Origin of the sequence: Mesobacillus selenatarsenatis SF-1 (genome assembly GCF_000813125.1) — a bacterium.
GTDB lineage: Bacteria > Bacillota > Bacilli > Bacillales > Cytobacillaceae > Mesobacillus > Mesobacillus selenatarsenatis.
Window position 1 is genome coordinate 76,826 of record NZ_BASE01000012.1, and the last position, 24,320, is coordinate 101,145.

The 24,320-nt window shown below is 39.5% G+C and carries 24 protein-coding genes; 4 read left to right on the forward strand and 20 right to left on the reverse strand.

The window, feature by feature from the left end; genetic code table 11:
- Positions 1-62 precede the first annotated feature (62 nt).
- Both TY49_RS02745 and TY49_RS02750 read right to left on the reverse strand, forming a co-directional pair.
- Positions 63-641, reverse strand: coding sequence for a hypothetical protein (locus TY49_RS02745; RefSeq protein WP_052442063.1), 579 nt, complete (start codon positions 639-641; stop codon positions 63-65).
- 449 nt (positions 642-1,090) lie between these two features.
- The gene (locus tag TY49_RS02750; protein WP_041964366.1) at positions 1,091-1,504 is read right to left on the reverse strand and encodes an Lrp/AsnC family transcriptional regulator; all 414 of its coding nucleotides are present in this window, start codon (positions 1,502-1,504) and stop codon (positions 1,091-1,093) included.
- Between the two features lie 118 nt (positions 1,505-1,622).
- On the opposite strand from TY49_RS02750, the gene TY49_RS02755 reads away from it, so the two are divergent.
- Positions 1,623-2,366 (forward strand): MBL fold metallo-hydrolase, encoded by a 744-nt coding sequence (locus TY49_RS02755; protein ID WP_041964367.1) that lies wholly within the window; start codon positions 1,623-1,625, stop codon positions 2,364-2,366.
- A gap of 219 nt (positions 2,367-2,585) precedes the next feature.
- Here TY49_RS02755 and TY49_RS02760 read toward each other — a convergent pair whose 3' ends face one another.
- The 4 genes from TY49_RS02760 to TY49_RS02775 all read right to left on the reverse strand — a co-directional run bounded on the left by TY49_RS02760 (position 2,586) and on the right by TY49_RS02775 (position 5,152).
- Positions 2,586-2,852 carry a hypothetical protein gene (locus TY49_RS02760; RefSeq protein ID WP_041964368.1) on the reverse strand — a complete coding sequence of 89 codons (267 nt, stop codon included), beginning with the start codon at positions 2,850-2,852 and terminating at the stop codon, positions 2,586-2,588.
- 68 nt (positions 2,853-2,920) lie between these two features.
- Positions 2,921-3,373 carry a hypothetical protein gene (locus TY49_RS02765; protein ID WP_041964369.1) on the reverse strand — a complete coding sequence of 151 codons (453 nt, stop codon included), beginning with the start codon at positions 3,371-3,373 and terminating at the stop codon, positions 2,921-2,923.
- Positions 3,374-3,749: 376 nt separating this feature from the next.
- Complete coding sequence (locus TY49_RS02770; protein ID WP_232310359.1) at positions 3,750-4,133, reverse strand: DUF3231 family protein; 384 nt, start codon at positions 4,131-4,133, stop codon at positions 3,750-3,752.
- A 272-nt stretch (positions 4,134-4,405) separates the two neighbouring features.
- Positions 4,406-5,152, reverse strand: coding sequence for an alpha/beta hydrolase (locus tag TY49_RS02775; RefSeq protein WP_041964371.1), 747 nt, complete (start codon positions 5,150-5,152; stop codon positions 4,406-4,408).
- 184 nt (positions 5,153-5,336) lie between these two features.
- Here TY49_RS02775 and TY49_RS02780 point away from each other — a divergent pair, with 184 nt between their 5' ends.
- Positions 5,337-5,762, forward strand: a complete 426-nt coding sequence (locus TY49_RS02780) for a hypothetical protein (protein ID WP_041964372.1) — start codon at positions 5,337-5,339, stop codon at positions 5,760-5,762.
- A 240-nt stretch (positions 5,763-6,002) separates the two neighbouring features.
- Here the strand turns inward: TY49_RS02780 and TY49_RS02785 are convergent, their stop codons facing one another.
- The 4 genes from TY49_RS02785 to TY49_RS24075 all read right to left on the reverse strand — a co-directional run bounded on the left by TY49_RS02785 (position 6,003) and on the right by TY49_RS24075 (position 11,845).
- Entirely contained in the window at positions 6,003-7,559 is a 1,557-nt protein-coding gene (locus tag TY49_RS02785) for a SagB family peptide dehydrogenase (RefSeq protein ID WP_041964373.1), read from the reverse strand.
- Positions 7,560-7,570: 11 nt separating this feature from the next.
- Positions 7,571-9,517, reverse strand: a complete 1,947-nt coding sequence (locus TY49_RS02790) for a TOMM precursor leader peptide-binding protein (protein WP_041964374.1) — start codon at positions 9,515-9,517, stop codon at positions 7,571-7,573.
- A complete protein-coding gene (locus TY49_RS02795) occupies positions 9,514-11,418 on the reverse strand; it encodes a putative thiazole-containing bacteriocin maturation protein (protein ID WP_041964375.1) in 1,905 nt (634 codons plus the stop codon). The genes TY49_RS02790 and TY49_RS02795 overlap by 4 nt, the downstream gene beginning before the upstream one ends.
- Before the next feature lie 148 nt (positions 11,419-11,566).
- Entirely contained in the window at positions 11,567-11,845 is a 279-nt protein-coding gene (locus tag TY49_RS24075) for a heterocycloanthracin/sonorensin family bacteriocin (protein ID WP_319004982.1), read from the reverse strand.
- 396 nt (positions 11,846-12,241) lie between these two features.
- On the opposite strand from TY49_RS24075, the gene TY49_RS02805 reads away from it, so the two are divergent.
- Positions 12,242-13,033 carry a TIGR00266 family protein gene (locus tag TY49_RS02805; protein ID WP_041964377.1) on the forward strand — a complete coding sequence of 264 codons (792 nt, stop codon included), beginning with the start codon at positions 12,242-12,244 and terminating at the stop codon, positions 13,031-13,033.
- A 355-nt stretch (positions 13,034-13,388) separates the two neighbouring features.
- On the opposite strand, the gene TY49_RS02810 is transcribed toward TY49_RS02805, so the two are convergent.
- The 4 genes from TY49_RS02810 to TY49_RS02825 form a co-directional block, all read right to left on the reverse strand.
- The gene (locus TY49_RS02810; RefSeq protein ID WP_041964378.1) at positions 13,389-14,846 is read right to left on the reverse strand and encodes a PstS family phosphate ABC transporter substrate-binding protein; all 1,458 of its coding nucleotides are present in this window, start codon (positions 14,844-14,846) and stop codon (positions 13,389-13,391) included.
- A gap of 594 nt (positions 14,847-15,440) precedes the next feature.
- Complete coding sequence (locus TY49_RS02815; RefSeq protein ID WP_041964379.1) at positions 15,441-16,712, reverse strand: FtsW/RodA/SpoVE family cell cycle protein; 1,272 nt, start codon at positions 16,710-16,712, stop codon at positions 15,441-15,443.
- Positions 16,713-16,719: 7 nt separating this feature from the next.
- A complete protein-coding gene (locus tag TY49_RS02820; RefSeq protein ID WP_041964380.1) occupies positions 16,720-17,127 on the reverse strand; it encodes a PadR family transcriptional regulator in 408 nt (135 codons plus the stop codon).
- Entirely contained in the window at positions 17,128-17,664 is a 537-nt protein-coding gene (locus tag TY49_RS02825) for a sigma-70 family RNA polymerase sigma factor (protein ID WP_041964381.1), read from the reverse strand.
- A 210-nt stretch (positions 17,665-17,874) separates the two neighbouring features.
- Between TY49_RS02825 and TY49_RS02830 the strand changes: the two genes are divergently transcribed.
- Positions 17,875-19,314: an ATP-binding protein gene (locus TY49_RS02830; protein WP_041964382.1), complete on the forward strand. Its 1,440-nt coding sequence runs from the start codon at positions 17,875-17,877 to the stop codon at positions 19,312-19,314.
- Positions 19,315-19,514: 200 nt separating this feature from the next.
- Here TY49_RS02830 and TY49_RS02835 read toward each other — a convergent pair whose 3' ends face one another.
- The 6 genes from TY49_RS02835 to TY49_RS02860 form a co-directional block, all read right to left on the reverse strand.
- The gene (locus TY49_RS02835; protein WP_041964383.1) at positions 19,515-19,745 is read right to left on the reverse strand and encodes a hypothetical protein; all 231 of its coding nucleotides are present in this window, start codon (positions 19,743-19,745) and stop codon (positions 19,515-19,517) included.
- 66 nt (positions 19,746-19,811) lie between these two features.
- A complete protein-coding gene (locus TY49_RS02840; RefSeq protein WP_041964384.1) occupies positions 19,812-20,189 on the reverse strand; it encodes an Imm50 family immunity protein in 378 nt (125 codons plus the stop codon).
- Positions 20,190-20,344: 155 nt separating this feature from the next.
- Positions 20,345-20,839 carry an SMI1/KNR4 family protein gene (locus TY49_RS02845; RefSeq protein ID WP_198135575.1) on the reverse strand — a complete coding sequence of 165 codons (495 nt, stop codon included), beginning with the start codon at positions 20,837-20,839 and terminating at the stop codon, positions 20,345-20,347.
- Positions 20,840-21,015: 176 nt separating this feature from the next.
- Positions 21,016-22,068 (reverse strand): DUF5700 domain-containing putative Zn-dependent protease, encoded by a 1,053-nt coding sequence (locus TY49_RS02850; RefSeq protein ID WP_041964386.1) that lies wholly within the window; start codon positions 22,066-22,068, stop codon positions 21,016-21,018.
- 406 nt (positions 22,069-22,474) lie between these two features.
- The gene (locus TY49_RS02855) at positions 22,475-23,380 is read right to left on the reverse strand and encodes a zf-HC2 domain-containing protein (RefSeq protein ID WP_041964387.1); all 906 of its coding nucleotides are present in this window, start codon (positions 23,378-23,380) and stop codon (positions 22,475-22,477) included.
- Complete coding sequence (locus tag TY49_RS02860) at positions 23,377-23,865, reverse strand: RNA polymerase sigma factor (protein ID WP_198135576.1); 489 nt, start codon at positions 23,863-23,865, stop codon at positions 23,377-23,379. The genes TY49_RS02855 and TY49_RS02860 overlap by 4 nt, the downstream gene beginning before the upstream one ends.
- Positions 23,866-24,320: the final 455 nt, after the last annotated feature.

Consider the following 24,320-nt stretch of genomic DNA (forward strand, 5'->3'; position numbering starts at 1 on the left):
AGTTAAAACACGATGAATCTATCATTTATCAAATCTCAGTTTTGCATGTGGAACAGGTAAGTTTAGCCTCCTTGTCTATCGATAACTTCTCCACTTTTTGAGAGTCCTCTGACAATAGGCTCTCGTCCTGTACGAAAATAATATCGTTTTCCTTCTTTCTCAATGATTTTAGTCTCTTCAAATGACTCTTCATAATGTCCTTTTGTTTCGACTTTTACAATTTCAGGATTGTGAACTTCCCCGAACACCACATAAAGATCATGAAGTGCATTGCCTTGTCTATCAAAGTCATAAAAAGGTTCAATATATAGCGTCATATTATCATTTTCATAATGAGACCATCCATGGCCGCCTATACTCTCCCAGCCATTTTCGTCACTGCCTGTAAAGCATGCTACTGCGAGGGCTTCCCAATCAGCTGAAGGAAAGTCTTTTTCATCAGGGTCGGTCGTGTACATAACTACAGTTACTCCACCTTGTTCTTCTTTATGGATAATATTATTCACTTCATACGGAATTCCTTTTTGTATCGCCTCTTGAAAATCATCGTATTTTCCGAATTCAAACTCAGATGTATAAATCCCAAAAATAATGCCTAAGACTGCCAAAAGACTTATGGCTACGATTCTCGTGTTTTTCATATTCCCCTCCATATTGAATTTCCATGGATATCCTTACTCTATTTCATATCAAATTAATCCGCTTAGTCAGTAAAAATCAACTCTATATTTATTCATTCCGATATAAAAATAAAGCTCTAATCAAAAAGACAAAGCCTATTACAAAAATGAAGAAATAATTATTCCCTTGTAAGAGGGTATTCATTGTAAGAACATCTAATATCGATACTACAAGCAATGAAATCCCTATAAATATGAATGCCTTTAACTTTGCTGCCGGCTTCATGTAGCCCTCCATTCGTTTTGAGCAGTTGTATTCTACAAATTAAATCTAGCTTGGATACCTTTAACAAATTATACCAAAAACCTAAACTTCATTGTTGCATTTTTCAAATATATTCATCCAGAAATACACCTAATAAACCCCCACCAATCAAAAAAAGTGCTTTGAGACTATGTCTCCAGCACTTTTAATACTTATTTATAATTATTGATAATTTATAACTCACATAATTACTCAAGTTAGTCAAAAACTCATCTAATGATTCATTGGAGGGAAATCTGCATTCCAAAAGGTAACAGCTTTCTCCACTGACTTTAAAGTTGTTCCTGACAATATCTTTTTGTTTTTTTAAGAATGAAAGATATGGTTGGTGATTCGTCGTTTTCGTAAAAATATGAATGATTGCGTGAACTCCATACCCCATTTTCATTTGATTTACATTAATGGTGTATCCTTCAATAATCCCTTGATCTTCAAGCTTTGCCACCCTTGTCGATGCAGCCTGGCCAGTCAAATGTACTTTCTCGCCTAATTCCTTCATTGTTATTCGGCTGTTTTTGGTGAGTTCATCTATAATTTGCAAATCTGTGGAGTCCAGCATTTTATCAAATCCTTTCAATAATCAAGTGAAACAGCTAAAAGACTTGATTTAAAGTATGTAAGTCAAAAGCGGTCTTATTATAAACTATATGTACATTATAGAAAAGGAGCTAAAGAAAATGAATATACAACAAATTAGAAACGCAACACTAATTGTGCAATACGCGGGAAAGAAGTTTTTAATCGATCCATTTTTGGCAGAAAAGGGCACTTATCCTCCTTTCCCAAATTCATTAAGGCAAGATCAGAATAATCCTTTAGTGAACCTGCCATCTTCCATTGACGAGATTATCGATAATGTGGATGCTGTTATTGTAACTCATTTACACCTCGACCACTATGATGATGCTGCCAAAGAGGCACTTCCAAAGGACATTAAAATGTTTGTGCAAAATGATGAAGATGCCATTGCAGTTAAAAACGATGGTTTTCAAAATGTAGAAGTTTTGCAGGAAGATACAGCTTTTGAAGGCATACAGCTTATCAAAACAAAAGGAGAACATGGCAGAGGGGAAATATTGAAACTTGCAGGTCTAGTGTGTGGGGTTGTCTTTAAACACCACACAGAGAAAACCTTATATATTGCTGGAGACACAGTTTGGTATGAAGGAGTTCAAAAAGCCATTGAAACACACCATCCAGAGATAATTGTCGTGAATGCCGGAGACAATCAGTTCCTCGAAGGCGGATCACTCGTCATGGGCAAAGATGATGTGTATGAAGTGCAAAAAGTAGCCCCTGCTGCAAAAATCATTGCAAGCCATATGGAAGCTGTCAACCACTGGACTTTATCAAGAGGAGAACTAAAAAGCTATATTAATGAAAAAGGAATCTCTGAGAGTGTTTTCGTACCAGAGGACTGAGATTCGTACTCATTTTAATTAAAGAATAGAAAGAATAAACTCAGGTAGATGTTGTTAAACTGAAGTAATCACCACCTAATTTCTAGTAACTACAACACAATAAGCAGCAACAGAAAGCTCAGAATCAAATAGCTCTGAGCTTTCATTCAAGGTAATCTCTAGAATTTCAGATAATTATTTAGTAAAAAACATGGTATTCAAAAAATGAAACCCGCTAAGTTACCCCTCAAAATTAACCATCTTAAAATAAAAGAAGACCGAACTTACTAATCCTAAACCTAACAAAATACTTCCGCTCACCAGGAAATTATTAATATAGCTTTTGACAATCAAATAATAATAGGCAGTATCCGCTCCTCCACGACTGGCTAACCACGAATCCGCATAAGAAGTTCCAAATTTAACGCTAAATGCAATTAAAATAATCCCCAGGAAAGCTAATAAGGCACTAATAATCGCAAAACCTTGCAATTTTTCCTTTGACAATTTATCCCACCCCCTAGACAATAATTTATCATAAAAATCAGAAAAATAATTGACTACTTATCAGAATTTTACTTAACCTCAATCACAAATCCGTAAAAAGCATCTCCATGCGATAAGTGCTCTTCCTTTTCATCCATCCACCATACACCATATGAATAATAATAGATCCCTGCCTCAGTAGGGACGGTAAAGCTGTTATCAGAAACAGTAATTTTCTTTTCTTCATTATTATGAAATTGGACTAAGTGGATTTTATTAGGTTTTGGATTATAATCCATTTCAAAAGAAATTGCCTCCCCAGCTTTCACGATAATGGGCTCTGTGCCTTCTAAGCGTTCGACCCGTCCAGCTGTATCGACACATGTACCTTTCCAGCAATAAGTACCTAAATCCGTGTCGTATTTTTCATCGCCAATTTTGACAAAAGCTGATGGCGGCTTAGCCCCAGACAATCCACCATTAGAACAACCTGCTAAAATCACTCCAAAAAGCATGACTACTGCTAAGAAATACTTCCACATAACAACACCCCTTTTGCAATTAGACGCAAAATTGATGGAAATGTTTCCTAAGTTTTTACATCGATTGAAAACCTGCACAACCTAAAAAGTGCTTGAAGACTATTGCAGTCTCCAGCACCTTTATTACTCATTAATATAAAAAGGCAAGCACAACACGCGCTTACCTTTTTCCAATGTGAAAAGATTTATTAGGTTAAACTCGGCATCCTTACTAATGACTCTAATCTTCTGTTGATTAAAATCATGAAAAACCTTGCTTTTATCACAAAGGTGATGATCGCCTTAACCAGGCTGTGAAGAATATTCACTGAAATCCCCCCACATTGAGATTAGTGTTAGAACTAACAATAATCTTAGTTTGTGCCAGACGCTTATTTCAATTCCCTTTTTTAATAATAGCCGCCCGGTCCTCCATTTGCGGGGGCTCCTCAAACCAGCCGTTCTTGATTTTGATTTCAATGCCTTCCTGCGAATAGAAAAATATATCCTTGGACACCATGATCGCTTTCATGGATAAATCGTTTCCTAAGGTGAAAAATGCTCCCGCCCCCGCACCGATAAGCCCAAAATCATTCAAAATGTATATGCAATGCATCATGAGTTTGTCTGAAAACAGCGGAATGGTTGATGTAGTGATCGTGCCCCCTAATGTAGCTGAAGGTTTGGAGATTGCTCTCTTAACAGATATGTTCCCGGTCTCTTGGTCAAACGGAATAACCGGGCACTTTTTCAGCAGATATGTTCCCGGCCTCTTGGTCAAACGGAATAACCGGGCACTTTTTAGCAAATATGTTCCCGGTCTCTTGGTCAAATGCAATTACGGGCACTTTTTCAGCAAATAAGTTCCCAGTCTCTTGGTCAAATGAAATAACCGGGCACTTTTTCAGCGAGTATGTTCCCGGTCTCTTGGTCAAATGGAAGTTACAAGGCACAATCCAAGTAATCAGGCTATTGAACTGGATAATAGTATTTTAAACGAACATAAAAAAATATGCCTATACGATAGAATCGTGCCTTTATAGAGCTGCTGATTTAGGCTAATAAATACGAAATAACCTCTGGTATGCGTTTTTTGAAGGCTTGATAATTATGCTCGGCCCCTTCGATGACTTTCAGTTCTGTCTCGACCTCTTTATTCCGGATAATTTCGAATACGGCTTTATTGGTTTCCAGGAATGGCCCTGCAAGTTTCTCGCCACCTTCTTTCGTGCCGCAGTCCAGATATACTTTTTCCAGATGAGACAGATCTGCAGTTTTCAACAACTGCTCTATTTCCTCCTGGTTACGATAAAAACCGGATGAAAGCCCTGCTATTCTTTTAAAAATATGAGGATAAGTGCATGCAGCGTATGTTGTGATTAACCCGCCCAAAGAGATGCCGGCCATATAGGTTTGGTTGGGATTCGTACTATACTTCGAGTCAATGAGTGGCTTCAATACGTTCACGATGAACTCAACATACTCCTTTCCTTTTCCGCCTTCAGAACACGGTTTGCCAAGAAGCTTTGTTGTATATTCTCCATTTATCCAGGGACAATACTCATTCACTCGGTCCCCAGAATTCTGGTCGATTGCCACTACGATGAGCTCTACATCATTCTTTTCCAGGTAGTCATGCAGTTCAAGCCCCACACCGCCAATCGCCTCTTCATTGCCAAACACATTCTGACCATCATGCATATAAAGAACAGGGTATTTTATTTCCTTCTTATTTAAAGGCAAATAGACTCTAATTTTCCGTTCCTCTCCAAACAATGACACAGGGAAACTTTCGATCATACCTTACACACTCTTTTCGCTTATTTTGATGAAAATTTTACCATATAAAAAAATTCACTACCAGATACATTTTTAAAAAGAAGGAGAATTTTGGAAGAATGTAGAAAATAACAATCTTCAATGCATATTTAATTACAGCAAAAATATATTTAATTTGATTTTGGGAATGCATAGGGGGCTTTTTATGAAGAGATTAATCGTGACCATGTTAGTATTTATCATTGTCGGCATCGGATCCTTTTGGACATTTGACTATGTCAGCCGTGATGGAGATTTCACTAAATGGAGCCATACAACCATGGGGTATGAACATTACAAGGAAGGGAAGAAATACTATTTAGGCTATGATATTAACTGGGAAGGTATCGGAAAACCAACCCTCGAAAAAGTGGAGTTCATCAAGAAAGACGGAACAATTGTAGCTAAGGATGATGATGAATTCAAGAATGAACCCTATATAGCAAAAAATCGAAATATTAGCGGTCTGGATGAAGAATCCGTACTGGAAGAAGGAAAACACGAGGATCTGACAGATATTAAAAATTACCAGGTAGACGAGGATTTTCATTTAATCTTAGCTGCCCAATACATACAACGGCACGACTCCTGAGAATGATATCAATTTATTAAGGATTACCTAAAAAAATTCGGCGTCACCCAGCATCGCAATATTCCATTTGATGATGGAGTAATCACTGATCCGATTGAAAACTAAGCTTAGGATTCCGCACAGCTTTTTTGCTGATGTTTATGCTATATAACTACGGACTCATGAAAATAAGTTCCGGCCATCAAAAGAAAGGCAAGGGAGTGTGTTCCCTTGCCTTTCTTTATCAACTATTTCTGGTTCCTAACTATGCAAACTTCCTTTTAACCATGCCCGTGGACGGTATGAGCCAATTGGTATTTGGATTAAGCTGGTTTTCCCTATCATTCTATAAAGCTCATCGGCCTTGCCTGCATCAAACCCTAGCAGGGGGTGGCCCCCTAATCCAAGAGCAGAAGCTGTTAAAAGTAAATTTTGTACGAGCATTCCTGCTTCCATTTGTAATATCCGGTAGCCTCTATATCCTAATTCTTCTCGAAAAAAATCCTTATTGCCAGCGACATGCAAGCAAAGTGGTACTTGCTGCAGGTTAACGTTATCTATTGACAATCCTGTTTGTAAACGCAGGCGGTGGTCCCCTTGCTGGATTTCTTTTAGAGTATGTTCTGCATGGTTGTAGTAGTAGGCTCCATGGGGGATCCCTTCTATATTGTAGAAACAGCCATAAATTGAAACTCTGGACTCATGGCTGCAGTAAATATCGTCCAAATCATTCCGGTAGGAAAAAGCAGCCATTGACTCCTTCAACAGGTCAGCCAGCTGCTGCTGACTAACCCTAGATAAAACAAAATCCATTTCTGGAGAAGAACGTTTTTTGCTTACCTCTGCCAAATCAAACGGTAATGATTCAGTTCTAGGAAGAGTAATCTGTCGATTCCCCTTAACTTCACTAGGTTGGTTACAAAGCCTGTTAATCGACTCGGTCGACCCCATTTTTGCTGCTTCATTCAAGGTTATTAGTTTAGGAAACTCTAATACTTTCTTCGACCTTTCATGACTCTTAAATTCAAGAGGTTTCAATTCCCTTTTCAATTCTTCTGACGTTATGTTTTTGTGGGAAGCTGTTCCATTTGCAGACCAGTTTGTCGTTTCCACTGACAGCGGAATAATTGAATACACACTCTCCTCCTTCTCACATAATCCGAGAAGATGATTGATTGCCGAATCCAGATATTGAAAGTAAACACCAGAAGCGAAACCAAAACGTTTCGCCGTTGCCAGCAGCTGCCCCATCAGTACCCCAGCATCCAATCCTTGGAGCCGATAGGAAAAATTATTGTATTTAAAGAAGTTTTTCCAAAACATCGTAGAAATGAACACGGTCCCAAAGCATGAAGAGATATCGCAACGGTCACCAAGTGCGGCAGCAATATAGGAATCGAAGTTGCCAGCTCTGAGCAAAGCAAGGCGGTGATGGGCTGGATCAAAATGGTAAATCCCTTCAGGCAGATCGTCTATCTTTAAATATACATAAAGTTCGTTCGGGTAAAGTCCCCCGCCAGAAGGAGCATGCCTCCTATAAGTATGGGCTGGATCTGCATCATCAGAAAAAAACGACTCGCTTACTTGAGTGATTCCATAAATATACCAGAGGAAATGTCCAATCTCCTCTATCCCCGGCCTGGCTGGCGTCTTGTTTTCTGCCAGGGACAAGGGCACCTCCCCGGATAGTGGCACCACTGGCAACCCTTTATACAGTTTATAGGTAAGAGGAGCGTCTTCCCAGTTTGGTTCCCAGTTTTGCTGATTGGCACGGTCTATATTAAACTGAAGATCCATTAAAAATTGATTAAGATTCATCCTGCTGCCTCCTAAGGGAACGGATGCGGGAAGTGATTTAGTTCTTCACGTGACAAAGGTTCTTTCACATATCCAAGCTTCATTGGGACGTGGAGCACCCGGTCAAGTCCTTTGAGACGGGTCAGATGGTGTCCAAAGGTCATGGGCAGCATCCCCGGTATCAATACTTTTACACAATAAAGCCCATTTTTCCTTATTTCAGGAGGAGTCTGGTCGACAACGATGACATTGAGCCCCAATCGCCGAAATTCCTTGAGGATATCATTCAAATCTTCCGTTAGGTCCGGATGTCGCGACTCCTTTTGAAACGCGTCTTGAAAACTCTGTAATGCTCGATCTTCATCGAGCAGGAAGCCTAAGCGTTCCTCCGCCTGCGGCAATCCGTATAGCATTCCGTGATCATCCATCTCTCGTACTAGTGAATCATCATCAAGCATTTGCAAGTATTTTTCCTTGTTTCCTTCCAGTTTTTCATCGAGATTGAGCATCATGCCGGCGAGCTCCTGAACCGCGCTTTTGGCGGCCTTAACTGGATCAAGATGTGCCCCTGCCGCACAAATAATGTTCAACCCATTATCCTTCCTGTTTTTCGCCATCGCCCAGACACTTGGAATACCGTGCTCCATGGTGGCATTAAATAAATACAAATCATATCCAGCTACAGCCCTCATCCGCTCCGCCATCAAAAGCAGTTCTTCATCTTCAGCAGATTGAAGATCGAGGCGGGGCAGTTTCAACTTTGAGTACCAGGACAAAAGGAAAGAATCACGCTCTACTACTTCCATGATGCCGTAGAAAATCGCCTCTTCCCTGCTTCCGCCAAGCGCGCAGCCATTTGACGTTTCATAAACAAACCCGGCTGATCCGCATCCCAGACTATAATAGGAAAGCAGCTCGGGGACGAGAATCGGACGCTCTTCTACAAGCGAGTACCCCCAAACCCAATCCATCGGCCGGTCAGGGTCGAATTGTTGAAACGGAAAACCTGGCTTTACATATTCTTCATCGGCATGGACACCTACTTCCAGTGGGTTCAAGGCCTGCTTTTCCAGGTTACGGTAACTATCATGAATGACTGTCCGCTTCCCGCGAGGCTGAAGTCCGCAGTGACGCTCAAGCCCTTCCAGTATGGCAGTCAATTCGCTTTCTGCGTAGCATTGTGTCCTGCCGGCTGTACCCTCATTGCCTCCGGAAATCATTGGCAGATTGACGCTCGCATCGGCGAAGGGGGTGACCAAATCGTACATTTTACTGTTTAACAGCCCTGTCCGATTATCAAAATAATCGCCAATGAGCGCTTCCTTCATCTTTTCCAGCGGTGTACATCGGTAGCTGCTCGCACTGATCTTCGGACTTGGATTTAATGAGATCTTTGCAAGAGAAGCTGAATCGTCTGGAATTGAACTGCAAACGTGGCACAGGGAATCTGCCAGGAATGTATGCCACGATCCATTCAATGTTTTTAAGTCGGTAAAATACATCCGTCCTGCCGAAAGGCCCTCCTTGCCCGCAAGTACTCGATCTGCTTCGGTTACTATTAAATGAACCAGATGCAGAAGGCCATTTTTAGATGCCCAAGGGTCTGAACTCGTTTCTTTTTCAGACAGCTTTCGCTTCACCTCTTGCATTTCGCTCCGTTCCTGCCCCCCCAGCAGTCTCCTCAGGTCAGCACATTGGGAACATCCGGGTGTGCCTGGCCTGACGAGCGGCCCAATGATTCCTTCTCCAAACGAAACAAAGGCACGGAGCCAGGGACTGCCACTTAGTTTTACGGCTTTTTCAGCTTTTTGATGCGCCATGGGATTCCAAGAATCATGAAGGACAAGAATCAACTCTGAATTTTCTGGCAGTCCATTCTCAAAATCAGTCCTTCTGAACATCTGGTAGCGTGATGATAATTCTTCAGCAACCGAATCGGCCAGCAATCCTTCCCCAATAATGACTACGAAGGAACTCAACTCAATCCCTCCTCTCGCAGCGACACACCATATACCCCATCTAGTTGCTGGTTGAAAATCGGTTCAATGCTTAATTCATACACTGACATTTGAGTTCTGTTCTGTTTAAGAACCTCAATGGCATCCTGCAGTGTTTCAAGCTGAATCCTACCTGTACATTCCGGAATCGTTAAGATTTGTTTATCCCTTTCCCAATAATGAACCTCTGAATCTTTCAGGACTTTAGCTCCATCTCCATCTGACTCATTTTGAAAATCGGATAATGCATTCTGTAAAGCGCTTCTTAACGCCAACGTATTATTCAGCCCTGCACTTCCATACCAGCCTTTCTCCGTTCCAATCCAGATAACAGGGAAACCATGAACTTCCTTTCCGGCCCCCGCTAAAGGTATTCCCTGTATCGTCGTAAGAGCCTTTAAATAGAAAGCACATCTCTCATCCTCAATAAGCTCAAGGTCAATAAGGGAAATAGACTCTTTCCCGCTGAGCAGTCGATTGTTCAATTCTTTTGAGAGACATTTTTGGAGCCCTCGCCCAACAGCTTCCGGAAAAGATTCACCGGCACCAACACCCAAAGTTCGGCCATTCTCAATCACTTCCGCCATGCGGGCTGCGTATGCTTCAATTCCCGTCAACGCCGCCTCCATTCGTGCTTCTTCATGTGTGAACCCTGTACAAACCCTTGCTGCCAGTAATTCAGACGGCCCACCTGAATATGGATCAGCTGCCTGGACTCTGCATTGTGCCAATGGAAGCTGCTTAAGGTCCCCTTCCTCCCATTCATGTAATATCCCAGTCTCTTTTGAAGTCAATAGACTGAAATACTGCAGAAGTTTTTCACGTTCACCTTTTCTTTGGTCATGACCAAGCCGATTCTCAAGATCTCCTACCTTTATGGATGAGAAAACGCCTGTTACTAGTGGATGTGGCGAAACCAAATGCCAGCTTCCCTCGAGAGTTTCTAAATTCAGCAAATAAATTCTGTTTCTTTGTTCAGCTTTCGTGATGCCCGCAAGTTCTTTATATAATTCAAATGTAATAACGTTTGCCAGCAATGCTCCGGTGGTCAAAGATGCGGCAGAGACCTTGTGCTCATTTTCCAAAACAGAAGAATGCAATCGCCTCCACGCCGACTCCCAGCAAAGCTCTGAATCAGGAGCAAACAAGGGACCGGCCATGCCTGTTTGTTTGAACAGTATGGCTGGAATGAACGTTTTCCTAACCTCCCTGCAGATCGATTGCAAAAGCCGCAGTTCTTCAACATTGCCGCTTTGTGAAACATAGAGGACCACATCGAAAGGGCTAAGCACCTCGCTCCAATCCTTACTATTATGCTCCTCGTACTCCAACTCCGAGTCTGTTTTACGTGCATAATTCACAAGCTCAGCCAACCTTTTTCTATTCGTCGGGATTTCATCTGTAATAGAGACATTCATTTTCTGCAGACCGGATTCCAGCAAAATGGAAACGAGAGAATTCAACATGGGACCTGAGCCGACGGCCAGTACCTTTGCCTTGCGGAATGACTGGAATCTTGACGCACCTGAACCAGCCAAATTGTCGACAAACTCAATTTGCGAAGCGAATTTTTTCAGTACTTGCTCAGATAATTGATGCTGTTCATCCTGTCTCACATCCCTGACAAAACCATTTTCAAGAAGAACTTCAGCAATTTGATAAACGCGCTGCCTGTAAGCTTCAGGCAGGCCACCGGTCAATTTTCCCAGCGAATACTCCCCGTTAAACATTGGCAATAGCTTTTCAACCCACTGGTCAATTCCATTGCCTTCAAGACGGAATGAACATGAATTATTCCTTAAATACACACCACTGTTTGGCTCTGCGAGATAAAATGTATCTCTTTTCACCTTCAATACCATAGAAGGGTCCAGCTTCACCATCTCACTCCTCCTCAGGCACAAATGCCTTTACTCTCCTTCATTGACTGTCATTATCATCGTATGTAGCGCAATTTGTCCCTTATGTCTCACATTAAAGAACAAAGCCCCTGCAAAACTTCCGCAGGGGCTAAAGTCTGTATTGTCTAACTTAACCGCGATGGCAGCGGCCGCAACCACCACAGCGTCCGCACCCGCCGCAACGAGCACATCTTCCACATCCTCCGCAGCCTCCACAACGGAAACATCCGCCGCAGCCAAAGCAGCTAAAGAAGCAAGAAAAACCGAAACAACCGCCAAAACCACCCAGGCCTAGAAAAATTCGCTCATCCCCTGAATGGTATTGGTTTTGATCCCAGCTAACCGGCTGAGTTGCCTGGAAATCACCAACATTAAGCATTTGCAGTTCATTTTGAAAATTATTCATCATTATTCTTTACCTCCTCGGATAAATACAGGGCTCCAAAATACAAGTCACAACGTTGAGCACTATCGAAAATATTCCTATATACATGGTACAAACATAATTAATAAGAATACTCTTCACCAATTTATGAAGACGAAACGGCATTTGTCACATATGCAAAAGCCTATTTAAATTTTTACAGAAGAATGCGTCTGAAACTGATTACTTTTAGTTCCTTCGAGAACAAGGGACGCAAGAGTTTGGAAAAATCAAATTGATTCGGCCATTGCTTCAAAAATGAAACACTACCGCATAACATCCTCAAATAAATCCCTAAGCATGACTATAAAAATATTCTGCAACTTCCAACACAAAGTTGTACAATGAACATGTAAACTCAATTATTTGGAGGGAATAGCATTGAGAAACCATGAAATTGATTTTAAAATCTATGGCGATGACATGCAGTTTGTCGAGGTTGAATTGGATCCGAATGAAACAGTTGTAGCTGAAGCTGGCAGTCTGATGATGATGGATCAGCAAATTGAAATGGAAACGATTTTTGGCGATGGTTCAGGCAGTGGCGGCGGTTTCGTTGGCAAGCTCTTTGGAGCGGGAAAACGATTATTGACGGGCGAGAGCCTTTTCATGACCACATTTACCAATACTGGCCACGATAAGAAGCATGTATCATTCGCCTCTCCTTATCCTGGTAAAATCATTCCGATGAATTTGAGTGAGAATGGTGGAAAGATCATCTGCCAAAAGGATGCTTTCCTCGCTGCGGCAAAAGGTGTTTCAGTGGGGGTTGAATTCCAAAGGAAGCTTGGAGCAGGCTTCTTCGGCGGAGAAGGCTTCATCATGCAGAAGCTTGAAGGAGACGGAATGGCATTTGTCCACGCTGGCGGAACGATACATAAAAGAGAACTTCAACCAGGAGAGGTCATCAAAGTCGATACTGGCTGCCTGGTTGCAATGACAAGCAACGTGAATTACGACATCGAAATGGTAAAAGGAATTAAAACAGCCTTATTTGGCGGAGAAGGACTTTTCTTTGCGACACTTAGAGGACCAGGAACTATATGGATCCAATCACTTCCATTCAGCCGCCTAGCCAGCAGAGTATTTGCAGCCGCTCCACAAGCCGGAGGACAAAACAAAGGCGAAGGCAGTGTCCTTGGCGGAGTCTTCAGAATGCTTGATGGTGATTAATGATGACAAATGGGGATGGATTTCGAGTCAGGAACCATCCTTTTTTCATTTGAGAATAATGGAACAAAGAGCCCATTCTTGTAATACATGAATCTTTTCCATTACATAAACGTATTAAAGTTAGCTAAACTCTTTCTAAGTGAGGTGTTGACGGATGTTCTTAAGGATTTTTCATAAATCGAATCGTCCTACCAAAATAGCTCTATTAACCGGCACCATTCTTTTACTGCTAGGTGGAATAGCTAGTCTTTATCTTTAAGCTTTTTATTACAAAGTCGACGACTAAAAATAAAGGCTAAACCAAGTATTTTCCTGGTTTAGCCTCTTTGATTGATTGTTTTAACTTGTGTTATCCCTAATGTAATGGAATATAACCAATCTCCTCAAGCAACTTCTGGCCCTCGGGACCCTGCATCCACTCAAGCATAGGCTGGACGGATTTTTTCGGGTTGTCCTTTACTGTAATAGCATATAGATTGACGACATATGGATATTTACCTGATGCAATATTTTCAGGTGATGGCTCGACTCCGTTCAGTGAGATCAGCTTGATCTTTTCATTCGGATTCATGCCGGTTGTGAAAAAACGAAATGAGTAACCTATTGAATTATTGTAGTTGCGGTAGCTGGCAACCTCCTCCATTACATCGCCCATTCCAGCAACTTCTTCTTTTAGCGCCGGCACCAATGGCGTATCACCCATGAATTTTTCCATGATTGTCTGGCTGCCCGAGTCCGCTGGCCGCTGGAACGCCATGATCTTATTATCCTCTCCACCAACTTCATTCCAATTGGTTATTTTACCAGAATAAATGGATTTAATATGCTCCGAAGACAGGGATTCAACAGGATTCTTTTCATTTACAAAAAACACAAAGGCTTCCTTGCCAATTGGTGTGAGAACGAGTTCCTTCCCCCTGCTCTCTGCTAGGCTTTGTTGCGAAGCAGAAGGCTGGGCTCCGAAGAAAATATCAACCTCTCCTGATACTAGTCTTTCAAAAGCATAAATTGTATTCGTGAAACTAACAATCTCCTCACCTGATGGTAGCGCGTTATTGTTTTTAATATCTATGTAGGTTGCGTTTGCGAATGCAGCATAAACGGGATACGCTGCCTCCGCTCCATCCAAAATGGGCATTTCGCTTTGAGTTTCCACACTGAAACTCGCCGGTTCTTGAAGCTTTGGCAGGATGTTATTGGGGTTCGTCACATAATACGGCTCCAGGTCAACACTCGAAAAGCCATTGCCATAATCAAAGCCATATGATGGCGGAAGGATATGCTTGCTTCGCTCAATATGGATTGAACCAATAACAGCCAACAATAGGACAATGATGCCAATCCCCGCAAACAGATTCAGCTTCCTGAAAGTAACTTTCGACTTCGTCCTCCGTTCGGATACGATATAGCCGATCAAAAAGAATAAATAATAAGCGAACGGCACTGCAAATATGTAAATAAATTGTCCCATCATCGCGGATAAAAACGAATTCGGTAAAAAAGGGAACAGCGTGAATACGAAAACTACCCATACCTGATGACCGAAGAACCCCTTTGATATAATCATCCCAACTGCAGCAAGGAGCACCGTCAGTAAAAGCGGAGTATAAATCGGCAGATACCGACCATAAAGCGTTTTGGCCTGTGGTCTTTTCCCAAATCGAAACCCTATGATCATAGCAACAATCGAGATAATCCCTAACAGGGCTGGCGGACCGAACCTTTCAATTGATAAAACTGCAAACCCTAATAACGATAGAAAAAGAGGCATAATTACTAGATAAATAATCAAAAAACCAGAATCCTTCTTCATTTCGAAGACCTCCAAAACTCATTATATTTAGTGTAATTTTACACTAAAAGAATAAATTGGCAAACATATATTTTTGAATTTTGAAATTGAAATGTAAAAGATCAACTTTATATTCCATTGGTGAACTAAATCTCCTGAAACATGAAAAAACAGGGCACCAATACAGTCTATTGATGACCTAAATCTTGAAAATATGAAAAAACAGGGCACCAATACAGTCTATTGATGACCTAAATCTTGAAAATATGAAAAAACAGGGCACCAATACAGCCTATTAATGACCTAAATCTCAGAAATACGGAAAAACAGGGCACCAATACAGCCTATTCGTAACCTAAATCTCGGAAATACGGAAAAACAGGGCGCCTATACAGCCTATTGGTGACCTAAGTCTCGAAAATACGAAAAAACAGGGCACCAATACAGTCTATTGGTGACCTATATCTCGAGAATTCGAAAAAACAGGGCACCAATACAGCCTATTGGTGACCTATATCTCAAAAATAGAACGAATCAGGGCACCAAAAAAAACTAAATTAATGTAACTTCCACAAAAATAAGAGAGGAACCTTAAACAAAGCTCCTCCCCCAGCATCAAGCCGCTCTATTTATCTTTATATCCTTCCTCCGATAAACACTCAGAACGACTCCCATAATAAACGCATTAAATAGCATCGGGATAAATCCATAACTGATGAATGGCAGAGACATAGACGTCAGTGGAAGCAGACCAATCATCATTCCAACATTGTAGATGAATTGAACGAGGAACAATGTCACCCCGCCGACCAGCAACAGGTTTCCAAAGCGAGTGTTGATTTGAGTGGATATCATAACAATTCTCGCCGCAAACAGTGAGAGAATCACGAATAAGCCAATCCCAAACGAATAACCGTAATGATAAGTCAGATTCACGAATGCGTAATCGGTATGCTCGAATGGCAATGCTTCAGTTTTGACGGCAGAACCGAACCAACCGGCAGAGGATAATCGTTCTTTCAGTTGCAGATACATATATCCCCAGCTGTCTGGATATTTTTCAGGATTCAGGAATCCTAATATCCTTGCAAGCTGGTATTCTTTCACAGTGAACCAGGCAAACGTGCTAAAAGCTGCAACTCCCATTATTGACGTGATCGTTATGAGAGTTGCAGTTTTTCGACTAAACGTGCTCCACCACATCATTATAAAAATCATTACCATATAAATGAAGCTAACTGCTAAGTTCGGAACTGCCATTAAAAGAAGCAGTGGTAAAGCAAATAATAAAAAACGCTGCCATAGTTTGATTTTCGGATTGTTGAAAAATGAAGCCCAGCCCAGAAACAAGAATGGCAGTGCGTAGTGGCTTTCCATCTGGAAAGGGCCAATCATAAAATATGGGACCCCATTTATGATTGCATTTGGGATCGTTAATAATAAGAATAAAAACAATACCCCGATAGAATAATATACCCAGCCTTTGTTTTCTAATTTTCGATAATCAATAAACATCATGGCTGCTGCAATCATCACACCTAGTAAAACATGAATAGCTTTCATCACTAAATAACCATCTGATAACTCATCACCCAATGTGATCAGCGGCAGGAAGCTCAGTGCCATGGTAATAGCCAACAAACCGATCAGCCACCAGTCAATCCTAGGTTTATGAAGTTTATTCAACTCGTGTCCAAGCTTTGACGGACTTCCCATTTGGCTAACCGCTTTTTCCTCCGCTTCTCTCTCACTCAAACCTTTACCAACCCATTCTTTTTTCACCTCATTAAGATGGTATTCCAATTCCGAAGCCACATACTTTTTCGCTTCCTTAGACCGAATATGATTCGTCACTTCACTTAAAAAATAATCCCATCTATTATTCATAGCTCTATCACTCCTCCAGCACTCCTTTTATGACGATACGGCCTGAAGACGATTCTTTCTCCTGCTTACGGAGATACTTCCTCCCTTTATCGATAATCTGATAGAATTTCGTTCCTTCACTATTCCAGCAGGAAGCAATCAACCGTTTTTGTTCAAGTGTGTGCAGCATCGTGTACACCGAGCCTTCATTGGCCTCAAACTTCTTGAAGCCCCTCGACCTTAGCAGTCCCTTCAATTCATAGCCTGTTTTTTCATGAAGAAGCAGCTGCAGAATTGCTACCGTAAGCAAATCATCACTTTCATCAGGCATGTTTATTTGTTTATGAATTTCTTTTCTCATTTTTTCTGAAAAACTTAATTCTTTAAAAGTAGACTTCTCCATGGATTTTCGGAGTTTATTCAGCCGTTCTTCCATTTATATTTCCTCCAATCTTTCTTTAAGGAGTTCTTTCGCTCGCTTAAGCCGTGTCTTAATTGTGTTTTCTTTAAACTCTGTCACCGCCGAGATTTCCTTGATGCTCATCTCTTCAAAATAAAAAAGGTAAATCACTTCCCGATAGTTAACTGGCAGCTCCATAACCGCGGCGGCCAACTGGCCATCTTCTTCGTCCTGAATCACGGTTTGCTCGACACTATCACTCTGCAGTGAATCATAAATAGGCTGATAATCGGTCGTAAAAACATTCTTGTTGTACCAGCTTTTCAAATAGTCCTTGCAGTGGTTGGAAGCGATCCGCCATAGCCAGGTCCGGAACTTTGATTTACCGCTATATTTATGAAGCGATTTATAACATTTCACGAAAATCTCCTGAGTCAAATCCTCAGCGATTTGTTTATTTTTCACATACGAAAACGTTAGCTGCAGAATCTCTTGCCCATATCTGGTCATGATTTCATCAATCGCCTCTGCCGCATTCTCGATTTCATTCATCTCTGCTGTTATTTCCTCCACAACCGTTCCCCCTTCAAAGTTATAGACGACGGACTTTTAAAAAAGTTTTGTAATCATTTTTTGATCTATTTAAATCGGGATAAAAGTTCTATTTTTTCAAAAATTGAAAATAATATTCGTTCCTCTTCGCTTTCGTCTAGTAAAATAGAAAGTGGATTTAAGTCGCGTGTACATATTATACAGAAATTAATTGTAAGGGAGGCTTTTAAAATGATCAAAGAAGAAACTCAACGAGCCTATACCTCAGATATAAAAGATTTCCATGATATAAGCTTAGCACTGCTGAATGCAAAGGATTTTCTCTCCAGTCATACATTGGACGGAAGATTTACATATGCGGCACCTTCCTGTGAAATTCTCTTCGGTTATACATCAGCCGAGCTGTACGATCAGTCCATTTTCAATTTTTGCCATCCGTTCGACCAGGAAAAGTTAGAACATTACTTTTCTTCAAATCAATACGGAGAAATCATGTTTCGTTTCAGGAGAAAAGAAGGTGATTATCTTTGGCTGGAGTCAAGCAGCACGAAGGGGCTTTCAAACACTGAGGTTGTGCTCATATCAAGAAATGTAACCCACCGCGTAAATCGGGAGGAAAAACTGAAAGAACGTCAAAAGAGAGATCGGTTATTCCTTGAACATTCCAAGGATACAATGGGAATCATCACAAAAAACGGTGTATGGACTTACATTAATGAACAGGGTAAGAAATTGATGGGCGCAACTAGTTTCGATGAAATAGTTGGTACCTCTTTGTATGACTATACTGACTCAAAGGACTATAAGTTGCTGCGAGAAAGCTTGGACACAAGAGACTCAAGTGACCTTGAAATCAGTTTAATCCGGAAAGATAATGATTCGAAGAGAGCTGAGGTGCAGCTTATCCCGACGGTATTCAAAAACAGAGATGTTTCCCTTGTCATCATTAAAGATATTACAGAACAAAGGAATACCGAGGACCAGCTGCAGGTAGCTGAAAAACTTTCAGTAATCGGCCAAATGGCGGCCGGAATCGCTCATGAAATCAGGAATCCTTTGACTGCGATAAAAGGCTTTACTCAGCTTTTGAGTGAGCACCCGGCAGAAGAAGCAGAAGATTATGCCGAAATCATCCTGGATGAGCTCGCCCGTATAGAGTCTATAGTTGGGGACTTGCTGGTCCTTGCCAAGCCTCAGGCTTCCAATCTATCGAATGTAGATTTGGTCCCTCTGGTGAACGGCGTTGTGAACTTGCTCAATCCTCAGGCAACGCTATCAGATGCCTTTATTAAGATTAAAACTGATTCACCTAGCATTTACATAGATTGTGAACCGGATAAAATAAAACAGGTGTTAATCAATTTAATCCAAAATTCTATAGAGGCGATGACAAAAGGCGGAGAAATCCTTGTGGCTATTTCAAAAGAAGCAAACCTAGCTTCAATTCAGGTTACGGATCAGGGAGCAGGAATTCCAGAAGACCGTCTCAATAAACTAGGAGAACCCTTCTATAGCACAAAAGAAAAAGGAACCGGCCTCGGCTTGATGATTTGCCAGAAAATCATTAAAAACCATGGCGGCAAAATCGATTTCTCTAGCATCGTTGATGAAGGAACAACCGTTACGATTACCCTGCCTGTACATGATAATTACCAGGATGACATTATTTAATCAGGGAAATAAGAATCACTTGCTAGTGAAAATAACCCGCTCGGTTAAAAATGAAAACCGTTCCGTTTCAGGGTGCACATATCATATATATGACAATTAAAATGGCGTGTAAACTGACTTAAGTTTTGTCACGCCATTTTTATGCTTTATTGTATTTTTGCATCTAAAATGAAAACAATCTTGTTCAACATAAGCACCCGTTACTTCAATAAGCTAAGTTCCTCTTTAGCAAGTTTTATTGCGTTCTGTTCTGTATCAGTTATTGTTTTAGTATAAGTAATTTCCTGCCAAAATTCTTCCCAAGTATCACCTTCTTCATCTACACACTCAGGAAAGTATTTAAACAACTGGATTTCATATGTCTTTTCGCTTTTTAAAATGACAGCCTTAAATTTTTTGTTATCCGCTAATATTTCTTTAAAAATCCCCATTAATTAATCACCATTTTTTCTATATGATTTTTCACTAAAGCACCCGTTAACTCATATGATTGTATTCTAATATCCGTTTACAGTTTGAATTATTCCAGAACCAGCTATTATTTTTGCCTCAACAGTTCCTGTTATGTTTACTATCAGTAAATCTGTTTGTTCATCCTTGCAAATATCAATATCACCTCTGTACGTATTACTACTTGCTTTAATGCTTACTTCCTGAATATCAAAGAAGTCCAATTCAACAAAAGTAGTTGTATATCTTCCTTCAATCCATTTTTTTGGAGGTTTATCAGCGAAAAAAGGCAAATCAAAACCCACGGTCAATCTATCTCCTTCACGAGATATTTCAATCTTTTCTATTCTTAAATTTTTTAAAGTAGGCACCTTTGTATAAATCATTGAAATGAATTTGTTATCAGTAAAGTGTTCGTACCACATATTTTCAACCCCAAATTTCTACTTAAAATTGTTGTCTTTAATGTACCGTCTTATTTAACTAACCTGCTCCTTTAGTTCCATAAGGATTTTGTAAAAAAAGTGCAATAATCTTTCCTGGATCTCCGCACCTGATATCGTGAAATAAAAGGTAATTGTTATGTTTCCTTTGCATTTTTAAATAATTCAGATAGAGAATTAGCGATTATTCTTTTTGCTGATAAAATTTCATCGGGATGTTCACTAACATCGTGATATATCTGATAAACTGGTGGATTTTCACCTTCATCTAAAGAGATATAAATTTGGTCTCCTGTTCCTAAAGCATCATTTCCAATGCATAAATAGCCCTTATCTATTAAAGAAATACCTGGATATGCCTCAGTAGCTTCAGAGATTATCCCTTTAACATTTAGGAATTCTATATCTAAGTAATCTTGGTCATCTTCTGAATCTAAGTATTTTGTTGCAATTTCTAAACCACAAATAGGGGTACTATAATAAAACTGAATAAGCCATTCGGGGAGTTTATTTTTAAATAATTTATTTAAATCATTAAGTTGATTTAATGAACACCTTTCTCCCATTTTACCTTCACTTTCAGCACGTTCGAGTAATTTCTGTACGGAATTTTTAACTTCTGGATTCACCATATCACTCCTTTCAGGACAATTCATCATCTATTTTTAATAGTAATCTTACCACTTCTTCTTCAGCTAACCTGCCCCGTTTGTTCAATAAGGAATTCAACAAAAAAGGTGCTTAATCCTTCCTGGATCAACGCACCCGTATGTTTAAGTGTATTGTTTTACAAATAAATTGAACTCTTCTAATATTTAGCAAGACATCCCCAAGAAGTATTCCATTTATTCATAAAATCACTGGTGAAATAAAGTTCACTGTTTTTTTCTGCCTTATTGTAATAATTAAAGAAAAGAATAGGTTCTTCAAAGCAATTTATCAATTGCTCCCTTCCTAATGTGTTATCGATTACATTACACATATGATAACCGATTGCTTTGTCTCGGGGTTCAAAACCATTGGAGTCAAAGGAATATTTATTAATCAGGTTTTTTATTTCATCATCTTTTTCGGCATAATTGAGGGCTTTCAGGATATCTTGTTCTAATTCTCTAATGAGTGTGCCAATATTTAGTTGTCGGTTATCCATTGACTGACGATATTTTAGTGCGTAATCCTCTCCGTGAGATTCAACTACCAGAGGATACAAATCGTGTGAATGGTTAAATAAATAGGTAGCTGCTCCCTCACTTAATATGGCAATTGATAAATACCTGGCAATATCAATTCCCTTATCTATTCCTGTTAATTTAAATTGTGGAATTTTACTTAACCAATATTTAAAACCTATATGATGATATTCGTGCAATAGAATCCCTTCTATTAAGTAAAGATCCTTTTGATTAGAAGGAAAAAACATAGCATTTAATAACATATCATTGTTTCCATAAATGCTTCCACCGTTAATCCCATCTAATGTGAAATAGATATTAATATTTATTTCAGTATTAACCGGAAGCGTTTCCAAGAGTTTCTCTTCCATTTTACTGAAATTATACCTTTCAATTAACGTAAGTTTATTTCTTAATAAATCAATATTTCTTAATTTACATAGATTTTTATATAGTAACTGCAGGCTAGGATTATCTGTTTCGTATCCAATATTGCACATTGATTTGTACAAAATCTCTAAATATTGTTCCTTACTGAAGACCCCCTCATAAAAGGCAAGCATTTTATTAAATGCGATATTGGATTCAAATTGGGTTACTAACTGTTGAAAATTTTGTTCTGTAAAATCCTCAGTATCAAAGAACTCAACAAAATCTTTTACCAGTGTGTAATCAACCTTAACTTTCATTGGACATCCCCCCTAATCCGCCTACATACTAGCTCCTAGTGCCTCTACTCCTTTTTTAATTAATTCGATAATGGGGATCTTTATCCTGTTATGTAATACAAAATTTAACCAATTGTTCAAATTTCTTATTCAACTAAACTGCCCCGTTTGTTCAATAAGGAATTCAACAAAAAGGTGCCTTAATCCTCCTGGATCAACGCACCCGTTCGTTGAAGATGAACTCATTAATCAGAAATAATGAGTCCATCTTTTGCAACTTGCCCCTGAACAATAAAATTTGGGTATTCAACCAATTCAAAGGATACTTTTTGGCCATGTTTTAGAACTCTGAATACATCAGGAAACTTTTCCGAATCAAGTAAAATAGAACTGTAATTCAGAAAAAAATCGCTGAAAGCAACAACTATTATAAAGTGCTTTTCGGCTTCTTGATTGATATTTTTTTTAATATGTTCCTTCCAGCTAACAACGCAAAATATAAAGAAATTGTGACTAGTAATATTGCATAAAAGTCTCGTCTAGCAAGGTAAGTTGTAGAGTGAAGACCTTTTATAGTTAAGTGAGCAAACAGGTACGAGATAGGCAATAGAATCATTTTTTCTAGTCCATTTCTTATTTTTTCGTTCTTACGGAATATGACCAATCCAATTCCACAAATAAGTAAAAATCCTATAGCAAACATCACATAGTAGCTTAAAACTAGCCGAGGTAACGTAATGACAGAACCATCCGTTATTGGATCTCCATAAATTAAAATATTTTCACTTCCATCGGTATTGTAATAATAGATTGAAGCGACCGTTTCTCCATTCGGGTTTAAGACAGTATTTTCTAGGTTGTTTTTGCTTATTTTATGTTGCCAAATCGTTTCCCATGTAGTTATATCATAGACATAACCTGAATTGTCTGCTGCTGGATATTGTTCTACATGGAATCCGGAGACTTCTTCACTAAAATTCAAAAGTACAGTTCCGTCATCCTTTTCAATGATCGAAACTGCATTTTCATTATAAGAAATGTATGCTGGCTCTGTCAGATAAGCCATTGTAACCACTGCAAAAACCAATGTTACCATGACTGTAAGAATAATCGTTTGCAGCTTTTCCCTTCGCAATGTATTTTGTATATTTCTTAAGGGAGCTATATCGGTATCTATTGGCAGTTCTTCAAGCGTCCTCATTTCTTCAAGTCGTTTTTTGCAGTTTTCACAAGAAGCTATATGTTCTTCAACGATATCTCTAGTATCTTGACTTGCCATATTCTCGACATATAAAGGCAGTATATCCCTAATCATATTACAACTAATTTTCATCGATAATCCCCCAATCGCGCTTTAATCTTTTCTCTAGCACGGTGATAAGTAACACAAGCCCAGTTATCACTTTTTGCATACAATTTGCCAATTTGCTTAAATGACAGTTCTCCAAATACACGGAGCGTAAAGACTTTTTTATATGGCTCTTTTAAATTCTGGATAATTTCATGTACCTTCATAGACGCTTGCGAAGTGGTTATTTCTTGTTCTACATTGTCTTCACTAGCTGATTCCGGAAGTGACTTTAAATCTACAAAGTTTTTTTTCTTACCCAAGTAAGAGTAATAACTGTTTTTGGCAATTTGGCATAACCAAACACGGATATCACTATCCCCTCTGAAACTGTCTAGCGATGTTAGTGCCTTCATAAAAGTTTCCGAAGTGATATCTTCAGCGATATGCTTATCGCCAGACAAACTATACACATATAAAAATACATCTTTAAAGTATGTATTATAAATATCCTCAATCTGTGTCACCATCTCACCTCCTTATATATAAGACGCGATAAACTCAATTATCTTACAAAAATATAAGAAAAACCGTACAAAATACGTCCGGTCTTTTTTCTTCCACCATAATTATTGGAAATCCTGTAGTCGATACTCCTAAATCCCTTTATAATATTCAGGGACCATTTCTCCTCCACATTGTTCACACTGAAATAGGTTTAGTTTGAAATATATACAATCTTTATACTAACTAATATCTTATTGCCAAGCGATCTTTAACAATAGGGCCCGTTTGTTGAATAAGAAAAGCGCCCCTTCTCAATTGAAGCATCGCATCATCTATGAAGTTATACAATAAATTACGTTCTTTCATCTACTTAATAAACAAAGCTAATTGTGAATCATTACACTTAAACTAACCTGCTCCTTTACTTCAATAAGAAAAAAAGCATTCTTAAATAAAGAATGCCCCTTTTAGATTAAGT